The sequence below is a fragment of the Ensifer sp. M14 genome, from assembly GCF_003355565.1.
In the GTDB taxonomy this organism is placed as follows: Bacteria; Pseudomonadota; Alphaproteobacteria; order Rhizobiales; family Rhizobiaceae; genus Ensifer.
Window position 1 is genome coordinate 3197451 of record NZ_QJNR01000004.1, and the last position, 11353, is coordinate 3208803.

Annotated in this window: 10 protein-coding genes; 2 read left to right on the top strand and 8 right to left on the bottom strand. The window is 61.3% G+C overall.

The window, feature by feature from the left end:
- Nucleotides 1-5 precede the first annotated feature (5 nt).
- Both BLJAPNOD_RS15450 and cysG read right to left on the bottom strand, forming a co-directional pair.
- Complete coding sequence (locus tag BLJAPNOD_RS15450; protein ID WP_025426788.1) at nt 6-320, bottom strand: DUF2849 domain-containing protein; 315 nt, start codon at nt 318-320, stop codon at nt 6-8.
- A 10-nt stretch (nt 321-330) separates the two neighbouring features.
- Nucleotides 331-1785 (bottom strand): siroheme synthase CysG, encoded by a 1455-nt coding sequence (gene cysG / locus BLJAPNOD_RS15455; protein WP_115420422.1) that lies wholly within the window; start codon nt 1783-1785, stop codon nt 331-333.
- A 232-nt stretch (nt 1786-2017) separates the two neighbouring features.
- On the opposite strand from cysG, the gene BLJAPNOD_RS15460 reads away from it, so the two are divergent.
- A complete protein-coding gene (locus tag BLJAPNOD_RS15460; RefSeq protein WP_115420423.1) occupies nt 2018-2605 on the top strand; it encodes a nucleoside deaminase in 588 nt (195 codons plus the stop codon).
- 4 nt (nt 2606-2609) lie between these two features.
- Entirely contained in the window at nt 2610-3443 is an 834-nt protein-coding gene (mazG, locus tag BLJAPNOD_RS15465) for a nucleoside triphosphate pyrophosphohydrolase (RefSeq protein ID WP_115420424.1), read from the top strand.
- Between the two features lie 31 nt (nt 3444-3474).
- On the opposite strand, the gene hflX is transcribed toward mazG, so the two are convergent.
- The 6 genes from hflX to BLJAPNOD_RS15495 form a co-directional block, all read right to left on the bottom strand.
- Nucleotides 3475-4800 (bottom strand): GTPase HflX, encoded by a 1326-nt coding sequence (gene hflX / locus BLJAPNOD_RS15470; protein ID WP_077498326.1) that lies wholly within the window; start codon nt 4798-4800, stop codon nt 3475-3477.
- Nucleotides 4801-4878: 78 nt separating this feature from the next.
- Nucleotides 4879-5121 (bottom strand): RNA chaperone Hfq, encoded by a 243-nt coding sequence (gene hfq / locus BLJAPNOD_RS15475; protein ID WP_003535434.1) that lies wholly within the window; start codon nt 5119-5121, stop codon nt 4879-4881.
- Nucleotides 5122-5231: 110 nt separating this feature from the next.
- Nucleotides 5232-6095 carry a D-amino-acid transaminase gene (locus tag BLJAPNOD_RS15480; RefSeq protein WP_077498327.1) on the bottom strand — a complete coding sequence of 288 codons (864 nt, stop codon included), beginning with the start codon at nt 6093-6095 and terminating at the stop codon, nt 5232-5234.
- Nucleotides 6096-6110: 15 nt separating this feature from the next.
- Nucleotides 6111-7487: a Trk system potassium transporter TrkA gene (gene trkA / locus BLJAPNOD_RS15485; protein ID WP_077498328.1), complete on the bottom strand. Its 1377-nt coding sequence runs from the start codon at nt 7485-7487 to the stop codon at nt 6111-6113.
- Nucleotides 7488-7539: 52 nt separating this feature from the next.
- Nucleotides 7540-8904, bottom strand: a complete 1365-nt coding sequence (gene ntrX, locus BLJAPNOD_RS15490; protein WP_077498329.1) for a two-component system response regulator NtrX — start codon at nt 8902-8904, stop codon at nt 7540-7542.
- Nucleotides 8894-11164 (bottom strand): PAS domain-containing sensor histidine kinase, encoded by a 2271-nt coding sequence (locus tag BLJAPNOD_RS15495; protein WP_115420425.1) that lies wholly within the window; start codon nt 11162-11164, stop codon nt 8894-8896. Before BLJAPNOD_RS15495 ends, ntrX begins: the two co-directional genes overlap by 11 nt.
- Nucleotides 11165-11353 lie beyond the last annotated feature (189 nt).

Consider the following 11353-nt stretch of genomic DNA (forward strand, 5'->3'; position numbering starts at 1 on the left):
GTTCCTCAGGCAGCAAAGTTCGGGCCGGCGAGCCCATTATATCCGGCGGCATAGGGGATCGAAGGCCCCTCGGCGCGAATGCGCTCGCGCATGCGCAGCGGTCGCAACGTCCCGTTCACTTCCTCCACATCCACGACATTGGCATCCACCACCTTGTTGTCGTCAAAAGCGACTTTGCCCGTCGCTTCGAGTGCGGTGACCGCCTCGGCATGGCGGGCAATGAAGGCCTGCTGGAGCGATTCGACCCAGTTGCCCGAGGCATCCAGCCAGACGGATATGCCATCCGAGAGCCGATTTGCCGTCAAAACCTTGTTCACCATGACGTTTCCCTTAGTTCAGAATCTGTTCGCTGCGCTCAGCGGCAGCTTTGATCTTTGTTTGCGTAAGCTTGCCGGCGACCAGCGGTTCGGAGCGCTCGAAATTCGCGCCAGCAACGGCATCGCCGATGATGACCATAACAGGGCCGGATAGCTCGGTGCGACCTTCGAGGTCCGGCAAATCGTTGAGCGTGCCATGCAACAGCCGGCGATCGGCACGGCTGGCGTTTTCGATCACGGCCACGGTGGTCTCGGCGGGCAAGCCCGCCTGCATCAGGCGGCCGGCAACCGAAGCAGCGACGGTGCGGCCCATATAGACGGCGATCGTTGCGCCGGAGACGGCAAGCCGCGCCCAGTCCGGCAGCACTTCGCCGGTCAGGTCATGGCCGGTGGTGAACACCAGCGACGAAGCGACGCCGCGCAAGGTGAGTGGCAGTTCGAAGTCGGCGGCAGCGGCAAAGGCCGACGTGATGCCCGGCACGATTTCGTAGGTGATATCCGCGTCGCGCAGCGCCGCCATCTCTTCGCCGGCGCGGCCGTAGACAAGCGGGTCGCCGGACTTCAGGCGAACGACGCGCTTGCCCTCGCCTGCAAGCTTCACCAGCAGCTGGTTGATCTCGTCCTGCGACTTCGTGTGGCAACCCTTGCGCTTGCCGACCGAGAGTCGCTCGGCATCGCGGCGCCCCATGTCGACGATCGCCTGCGGCACCAGTGCGTCATAGACGATCGCATCGGCTTCCATCATCACCCGCTGTGCCCTGAGCGTCAGCAGGTCCTCTGCGCCCGGGCCAGCGCCGACGAGCCAGACGTGACCGGAGGCTGCCTGCGCAGTGTCGAGCAGACGCGAAGCTTCGCGGCGCGCGGCAGCGACATCACCAAGCGCAACCTTGTCTGCCACCGGCCCCCGAAAGAACCGACGCCAAAACAGGCGGCGCGCCACACCGCGCGGCACCAGCCGATCAACGGCGTCGCGGTAGCTGGCGGCGAGCGTTGCCACGAGCCCGAGCGAGGGCGACAGCATCTGATCGATCTGGGCACGGATCATCTGCGCAAGCACCGGACCGGCACCTTCGGTGCCGATCGCAACGGCGACCGGGGCGCGATTGACGAGCGCCGGCGTAAAGAAATCGCAGTAATCGGGCTGATCGACGGCGTTGGCCGGAATTTTCTGTTCGCGCGCGGCAACGACGATCTTGCGATCTTGCGCTGCATCGCCGGTGGCGGCAAATGCCAGGATCGCGCCCTCAAGCTGCTGCGGAGCGAATGCCGCGCGCAAGGTTTCAATCGCTCGTTCGTTCAGGAATGCGGCAAAGTCAGCCTCCGGAGCATCGGCGTGCACGACGATCGACGCTTCGGTGTTGAGCAGTAGCCGCACCTTTGCAAAAGCCTCATCGCCATTGCCGAAAACCGCCACGCGCTTTTGCGCGACGCGAAAGAATGCGGGGAAGACGGAGAGTTGCTGCGGCATGGTCTTGCAATCTGTTCCTTCTACAGGCTTCGCTCAATATCCCGCATAGCCCACAGCAATTGAAGAAACAGAAATTTCAATGGCTTTGAGGTCCCGTATTGTTTTGCTCGACCACGCAGCATTTTGAGCAAATCTCTCCGGGACTGCTGCGCGATACCTGCTGTCGGCAGCCATTGCGCCCAAGGGGCAACCTCCGTTAAATGCCGCAACGCATTTGCCGGAGACCGAATACATGACGCAATCCGAACTGGCCAAACGGCTGCTCGACGTGATCGAACAGGATATCCTGCCCTTGACGGAAAAGGGTGTGGCCGCCGGCAACAAGGTGTTTGGCGCGGCAATCCTGCGCAAGTCCGATCTTTCTCTCGTTCTCGCCGAGACGAACAACGAGACGGAAAATCCGCTCTGGCACGGCGAAGTGCACACACTCAAGCGTTTCTACGAGATGGCGGAAAAACCGGACACGCACGACTTGATCTTCCTGTCCACGCACGAGCCCTGCTCGATGTGCCTGTCGGCAATCACCTGGGCGGGCTTTGACAATTTCTACTACTTCTTCAGCCACGAAGATTCGCGCGACAGCTTTTCCATCCCGCACGACCTGAAGATCCTGAAGGAAGTATTTCTGCTTGAGCCAGGCGGCTACGCGCAGAACAACGCGTTCTGGAAGTCGTCGTCGATCGCAGCACTCGCCAAGGACGCCGACCAGGAAACGCAGGAGAAACTTGCAGCCCAGGATGATCGCATCCGCGGCCGCTATCAGCGCCTGTCCGAAAGCTACCAGTCGGGCAAAAGCGACAACGCCATTCCGTTGAATTGATCCCATGAAACCATCACGCGACATCAAGGGCCTTCTCGATATCATGGAAGCGCTGCGGCAGCCGGAAACCGGCTGCCCTTGGGACGTCGTCCAGACGTTCGAGACGATCAAGCCCTATACGATCGAAGAAGCCTACGAAGTTGCCGACGCGATCGAGCGCGGCGACATGCATGACCTTTGCGACGAACTGGGGGACCTGTTGTTGCAGGTGGTATTTCATGCACGCATGGCCGAAGAGGCCGGCGAGTTCGCCTTCGGCGACGTCGTCGAGGCCGTCACGCGCAAGATGATCCGTCGCCATCCGCATGTCTTCGCCCGTTCGGACGCCGATACCCCGGAAGCGGTCAAGAACCAGTGGGACGCGATCAAGCAGACCGAAAAGGCCGAACGCCAAGCGTGCCGTGCCACGCGTGGCCTGCCCTCAGACGGTGCTGCCAGTCACCTGGGCTCGATCCAGCGCAGCTTTCCAGCCCTCGTCGAGGCGCTGAAGCTGCAGGAGCGCGCCGCCAAGGTCGGTTTCGATTGGTCGGAACCGGAGCCGATTCTCGACAAGATCGAGGAAGAGATCGGAGAATTGCGTCAGGCGCTGAAGGAGAAGGACCGTGCGAAGGTGGCCGATGAACTTGGCGACCTGATCTTTGCGGTGGTGAATATCGGCCGCCATGTCGGCACCGACCCTGAAATGGCGCTGCGCGGCACCAACACCAAGTTCCGCCGGCGTTTTTCCCACATCGAGCACGAGCTGCAAGCTCAAGGCGAGACGCTTGAGGCGGCGACGCTGGAACGAATGGAAGAGCTCTGGCAGGCAGCCAAGGCGATCGAGCGGCAACTGGCCTGAGGCGCGCCATCCGCGCCTCAGGTAAATACGTTTACCAGTCTTCAGCGGCGGGCTTCGGCCCGTTGCCGAGACGCCGATCCAGTTCCACGGCTTCGTTTTCAGTCAGACGAAGATCGAGACTGACCGTACCGTCCTCGAGATCCTCGCGACCATCGACGATGGCGTGTTCGTAGACCCAGGGCAGAAGCTGCAGCTGGTCGACGCCGAGAACGACGGTGCATTCGGTCAACACGCCGGAGAGGCGACGACCGATCTCGGCGAGCAACACGTCGACGCCCTCGCCCGTAATCGCCGAAACTGCCACGGTGTTATCGGTGTTTGCAGCCTTGTTCGTCAGGGCTTCGCGCGCTTCAGGCTCAAGCCGATCGATCTTGTTCCAGACCTCGACAAGCCGGGCCGCGGCTTCCTTCTCGTCGATACCGAGATCGGCGAGGATCCGCAGAACGTCGCTTGCCTGCGCCTGGTTGTCCGGATCGGAGAGATCGCGCACATGCAGGATCAGGTCGGCTTCAAGCACCTCTTCAAGCGTCGCACGGAAGGCAGCGACAAGATGCGTCGGCAGGTCAGAGATGAACCCGACCGTGTCGGACAGGATCACCATGCGGCCGTGCGGTAGTTTCAGCCGCCGCAACGTCGGATCGAGCGTTGCAAACAGCATGTCCTCGGCCAGCACGCCGGCTCCGGTCATTCTGTTGAAAAGCGTCGATTTGCCGGCGTTGGTGTAACCGACGAGCGCCACGATCGGGTGCGGCACCTTCTTGCGCTTGGAGCGATGCAATTGCCGCGTACGGCGAACCTGTTCGAGCTCGCGCTCGAGCTTGACGATCCGGTCCTGCAGCAAGCGCCGGTCCGCTTCGATCTGGGTTTCACCCGGGCCGCCCATGAAGCCGCCACCGCCGCGCTGACGCTCGAGGTGGGTCCAGCTACGCACGAGCCGGCCCTTCTGATAGTTGAGATGTGCGAGATCGACCTGCAGCGTGCCTTCCTTGGTGGAAGCGCGCCGCCCGAAGATCTCAAGGATCAGGCCCGTCCGGTCGATGACCTTGGCGTTCCATTCCTTTTCCAGATTTCGCTGTTGCACCGGTGTCAACGGGTGATCGACGATGACCAGACCAGCATCCTGTTCGACCAGGATGTGACCGATCTCCTCAATCTTACCGGTGCCGAGAAGCGTCCCTGGCTTTGGCTGCGCCACCGAAACGATGGCGCCATGAACGACGTTGAGGTCGATCGCCCGTGCCAGGCCCGCTGCTTCCTCGAGCCGACTTTCGTCGGTGCGGGTGCTGGTCGCAGAAAGAGTATCAGCCGCCTGCCGGCCGGTCTTTTTCAGAACCGGCACGATGACGACTGCGCGCATGTCGTCGCGGAGCGTTTCAAGCTCCGGAATGATCGACGACGACTTTGAATCCCGTTTGGTAATGTGCCTAACGTCCCGTCAGGATGCGGCTTCTTCGTTCTCGAACATCTGCAGCGGCTGGCCCGGCATGATGGTCGAGATCGCGTGCTTGTAGACGAGCTGCGAATGACCATCGCGGCGCAACAAGACACAGAAATTGTCAAAAGACGTGACGACGCCCGTCAATTTGACGCCGTTGATAAGAAAAATTGTCAGAGAAATCTTCTGTTTGCGGACCGTATTGAGAAAAAGATCCTGCAAGTTCTGAGAACGTTCCGCCATCGCGCCGATTCTTTCTTATTTGCCGGCGTCGCGCGCCGGTGCATTTTGTCTATTTTTTCAATCAGAGGCGTCACAAGTACCCTTCCCCCGACGCCTCTGTCAGTTTGGTATCAAATCAATGTCTTTTCCGCAACGTCGAAAAAGGCTTCACGAATATTCTGTGCTATGCTTCCTGGATGACCGTTGCCGATCGGTTTACCGTCGACGGAAACGACCGGGAAACAGATGCTCGTAGCCGCGGTGATGAAGACCTCGCGTGCTGCGAGCATGTCGTCGACGGAGAAGGCCCGCTCCTCTATCCTGATGCCAAGGGGCCCAGCAACATCCATAAGGGTCGTGCGGGTAATGCCCTTGAGAATGCCGTGATCGGCCGGACGCGTGCGCAGTACGCCATCGCGATCGACGATCCAGACATTGGTCGCCGCGCCCTCCTTAACCGTTCCATCTGGGTCGACGAAGATTGCCTCATGGGCGCCCTCCTCCTTGGCCTTCTGACGGGCGAGCACGTTCGGCAGGAGACCGACGGACTTGATGTCGACCCGATCCCAGCGGTTCTCCGGAACGGTGATCGCCGCGATGCCTTCGGTACCCTTCCGGGCGATTGCCGCGGTATCAGTGCGCTTCGCCGTCACCACGATTGTCGGAGCGGTGCCCTTTGCCGGGAACACGTGATCGCGGCGAGCGGCACCGCGCGTGACCTGCAAGTAGAACAGGCCGTTTCGAACGCGATTGCGGCGCACGACTTCGCGAATGACGTGGATCAGCGCCGCACGGCTCATCGGCCAATCGATGCGAAGTTCACTCAGCGATCGGCCAAGGCGGTCAAGATGGCGGGTCAGATCGACGATGTAGCCATGCCGGATCTCGCAGACCTCGTAGACCCCATCGGCGAACTGGTAGCCGCGATCTTCGATATGGATGGCAGCGTCGGCGTGCGGCACATAGGCGCCGTTGACATAGGCAATTCTCGGCATGGCGTTTGTTTGACCTCAGAAGAACTGGATGCTGACGCGGAAAAGTTGCTCGACATGGCGCACAGCCTCGGCGGCGGCAAAGAGCACGACGCGATCCTTGGCCTTGATCTTGGTGTCGCCGTGCGGGCGGATGAATGTCTTGTCCCGATAAAGCGCGCCTATGCGAATGCCGTCGGGCAGATCCAGCTCGCGTAGTGCCTTGCCGACCAGCGGCGAGGTCTCCAGCGCTTCGGCTTCGATCACTTCAGCCGTCCCCTTCTGGACGGCATAGACCGAGCGGATACGCCCCTTGCGCACGTGCTGAAGCACACGCGAGATCGTCACCGCACGCGGGTTGATATAGGCGTCGACACCGGCCGTTCCCGCGAAATCCTGGTAGGACGGTTCGTTGATCAAAACGAGCGTCGACTTGGCGCCAAGGCGCTTTGCCATCATGCTGCCGAGGATATTGATCTGGTCGTTATTGGTCAGCGCCACCACCAGGTCTGCATCCTGCACGTCGGCTTGCATCAGGATGCGCTGATCCATCGCTGAGCCGTTGAGAACGACGGTGTTGCTGAGCTTGTCGGCCATCATCACAGCACGGTCGCGATCGTTCTCGATCAGCTTGACGCGGGTCCTCGGCTGATTTTCCTCGATCGCCTTGGCGACGAAATAACCGATATTGCCGCCACCGAGAATGACGATACGACGCGCTTCCTGTTCCTCGTGGCCGAACAGAGCGAGCGTGCGGCGCGCATGATCCCGGTCGCAGACGACATAGGCGAGATCGCCGGTCTGCAACTGGTCCGTCGAGTGCGGCACGATCAGCTTGCCGTTTCGGAAGATGCCGGTGACGGTCGCCTGCAGATCGGGGAACAGTTCGCTCAGCTGTTGCAGCGGCGTGTCGACCACCGGGCAGTCTTCCATGCACTCGATCGCGACCATGGCGATCCGGTCGTCGGCAAAGCGCACGACGTCCGTCGCGCCCGGGAAAGAGATGCGCCGCAGCACCATTCGCCCGACTTCGACCTCGGGCGAAATGGTCACGTCGATCGGCACGTTCTCGCGGGAGAACAGGTTGGCGTATTCCGGCGCCAGATAGTTCTGCGCGCGGATACGGGCGACCTTGGTCGGCACATTGAAGATCGCATGCGCCACCTCGCAGGCGACGATGTTGACTTCGTCGAACAGTGTCACCGCGATCAGCATGTCGGCCTGATCGGCACCGGCTTTCGCCAGCACGTCCGGATGGGCGCCGTGGCCGACATAGCCGCGAACATCGAGGCTTTCGGTAATGTTGGCAATGAGCGCCGCCGATGTGTCGATCACCGAGACGTCATTGTCTTCCTGGGCCAGCCGTTCGGCGATGCCGTAGCCGACCTGCCCCGCACCACAAATGATCACCTTCATGTCGTTCTTTCACCAAGGTACAGGCGGCCGCTAGCCGGAAGAAATCTGTTGCTCAAACGCCCAGCGACTTCAGCTTGCGGTGAAGCGCCGACCGCTCCATGCCAACGAATTCGGCCGTGCGGGAAATGTTGCCGCCGAATCGGTTGATCTGAGCGATCAGATAATCCCGCTCGAACATTTCGCGAGCCTCGCGCAGCGGCAGCGTCATGATGTGCTGGTCGCCCTGCGCGGAGATCTTCGGCAAGGTATCGCCAACTTCGGTCGGCAGCATGTCGGCCGAGATCGGCGTGTCAGGGCCGTCGCTGCGCGCCAGGATCATCAGCCGCTCGATGTTGTTGCGGAGCTGGCGAATGTTGCCCGGCCAGTCGTGGGCCTGCAGCACGGCAAGCGCATCGTCGCCGATCTTGCGCGGACGGATACCAGCCTGCTCGCTGACCTGGCGCATGAACATGTCGACGAGAAACGGAATATCCTCTCGGCGTTCGGCCAGTGCCGGCACCCGCACCGGGATGACCGCGAGCCGGTGGAAGAGATCCTCGCGGAACAGGCCCTCGGAGATCATGTTTTCGAGGTTGTAGGCCGTCGAGGAGATGATGCGGACGTCGACCTTGACGCGCTTCGTCCCGCCGACCCGCTCGAACTGCTGATCGACGAGAACCCGCAGGATCTTGTTCTGCGTTTCGCGCGGCATTTCGCCGACTTCGTCGAGATAGAGGATGCCGCTATGCGCCTCTTCGAGCGCACCGGTGCGGCGCGGTTGCCCCGGCGTTCCCTCGGTTCCGAAGAGCGCGATCTCCATGCGGTCGGGTGTGATCGCTGCGGCGTTCAACGCCACGAACGGACCAGTCGACCGGGTCGACTTGCGGTGGATCATGCGCGCCACCAACTCCTTGCCGGAGCCGGACGGCCCCTGGATCATGATGCGGCTGTTGGTCGGCGCGACCTTTTCGACGGTCTGGCGGAGCTGCGAAACGGCAACGGAGGTTCCGATCAGTTCGACCGGATCGCCCGACTTCTTCTTCAGCTCCGAGACTTCGCGCTTCAGCTTGGAGTTCTCGAGCGCACGCTCGGCGATCAAGATCAGGCGGTCGGCCTTGAACGGCTTCTCGATGAAATCATAGGCGCCACGCTTGATGGCGTTGACGGCCGTCTCGATGTTGCCGTGACCTGAAATCATCACCACCGGCAGATCGGGATGGCGCGCCTTGATCTCGTCGAGCAGGGCGAGACCGTCGAGGCGGCTGCCCTGCATCCAGATGTCGAGAAAGACGAGCCGCGGCACGCGGTCGCTGATCGCCGCCAGCGCGCTGTCGCTGTCAAAAGCCGTTCGGGTCTCGTGCCCCTCGTCGGACAGGATGCCGGAGACGATCTCGCGGATGTCTTCCTCATCGTCTACAACCAGAATGTCAGCGGCCATCGCTCGTATCCTTACCCTTCAAAGTGTCTTCGCCCCCGGCTTCTCCGGCAGGCGGCAGGATCACGCGGATCATTGCTCCAACGCCGCCATCGAAATCGGCCGGTGCGTCGTGCAATTCCAATTGTCCGCCATGGTCCTCAATGATCTTCTTGACGATCGCGAGCCCGAGGCCCGTGCCCTTCTCGCGCATCGTCATATACGGTTCCAATATTCTATGCCGGTTCTCGGTCGGCAGGCCTTTGCCATTGTCGATGACATCGACGACAAACCGGCCGGCGGCTCCATCCTGCTGCGCGCGCACGAGTACTTTAGGCTCGCCACGGACAGCGCCCGTCGGCACCGCCTCAATCGCTTCCACTGCATTCTTGACGATATTGCCGAATGCCTGGCCGAGCATGCGGCCATCGAACATGCCCTCGAGCGGCTCGTCGCCGAAATCGCGCATGAAGCTGATATGGTTGTTGCCCATTTCGCGCAGAAACACGGCGTCCTTCAAAATTGCCCGCAGATCCGCCTTCTCCTTCGTCGGCTTCGGCATGCGGGCAAACGCGGAGAACTCGTCGACCATGCGACCGATATCCTCGACCTGCCTTACGATCGTGTCGGTGCATTGATCGAAGACGGTCCTGTCTTCCTGATCAATCTGCTTGCCGTAGCGACGTTTCAGGCGCTCAGCCGAGAGCTGGATAGGCGTCAGCGGGTTCTTGATTTCATGCGCGATACGCCGCGCCACATCGGCCCAGGCGGTCGAGCGCTGTGCAATCACGAGGTCGGTGATGTCGTCGATGGTGATGACGTAGGATTCGTTTGCCTCGCCGCCTTCTTCGCGCGTCACCTGGATGTTGAGTGTACGCTCGGTTCCGCCGCGCATGATATTGATCTGCTTGCGGAAGTTGTTGCGGTAGCGGCTTTCCGCCTCGACCAAAACTTCCTCGATCTCAGGCGCAACCACGCGCAGATCCGCACCGAGCAGTTCGGGCGCGGCCTTCTTCAGAAACTCCTCCGAAGAGGAATTGGCAATGGTGATCTGCCGGTCGCGGCCGACGCCGATGACCGCTGCCGTGACGCCCGAAAGAACTGCCTCGATGAAACGCCGCCGATGATCGACCTCATCCTTGGCCTCGAGGATCTGCTCCTGTTGGGTGCGGATCTCCGAAACCATCTTGTTGAACGTACGCGAAAGATTGCCGACGTCGCCATCGACGGCACGCACCGGCACGACGACATCGAGGTTGCCCGCAGCAACGCTGTCGGCGGCACCGATCAGCTGGCGGATCGGTCGAACGATGCGGTCGGCGACCGCGATTGCCGTCCAGATTGCCGCCAGCAGCACGATCAACGCAAAGCCGATATAGAGCACGCCGAAGGCAATCTGCGTAAAGGCCCGCCCGGCTTCAAGTGTCTTATATTCCGCAGTGTTTTCTTCCATCAGCCGCAGCGAACGCATCACTTCCGGATCGACGTTGCGGACTGTGTAGAGATAGGTGCCGGGAATGTCGTCAAGCGGGATCACGGCACCCACCAGATTGGTAATCCCGGGCGGTATCAATGTCGGCTGTCCGGAAACCGAGCTTTTGAGCGCATCCGGCGGAATGGCCGGCAGGGGCTTTTCCGTCGAGATGTTGGCCTGCAGAATGGCACTGCCGTCTGCCCGAACGAGGAAGGCGCCGAGCATGCCCCGGCCTCTGGCCTGGCGCGTCACCAGTTCGGTAAAGCCGGTGCGGTCGAGGCTGTAGAGTTGCCGGTTGCGTTCAAGGTCGTTGGCCATCGAAACCGTCTGACCTTGGAGATAGCTGGCATTCTCCAGAACATAGGCCTGGGCGACGCTGATCGACGACCGGACGATCGCCTGCGTGCGCAGCGAGAACCAGCGGTCAAGTCCGACATCGAGCGTTATGCTGGCGAAGATCGCGACCAGAATGGCGGGCGTGATGGCGACGATCGAAAACAGCGCGACGATGCGGACATGAAGCCGCGCGGCAGCACGCCCCTTGCGACGCGCCCGCAGCAGCCTGAGAATTTCGCGAACGATGAGATAGATCAGGCCGACGACGAACAGGCCATTGATCGCGGCACAGGCGATGAAAACGTTGCGTTCCAGACGAATCGGCGTCAGCCCAAGCAAGACGAGCAGAGACAGAGTAGCGCAGACGAGTGCGCCGATCGCCAGCATGAGGCCCGGTAAGGCAAAGGACGCGCGACGGTCGTGCGCCGCCAATCCGTCATCTGTGCCCAGCGGCAAGGCCATTGCATCCACCATGTAAAAAACGTTCCCCCGACCGGCGCCTATCGACACCAGCAATTCTCACGCACATCCCGGGTCAAGGTATTGACCGGACCGTCAACCGGAGCTGTTGCGCATCAGCCACAGCCCCAAGGCCAGGCAAAGCAGCGCAACACCGCTCGATTCGGCGGTCATAACACGTTCAAGCAACGTATTGTGGCGAAA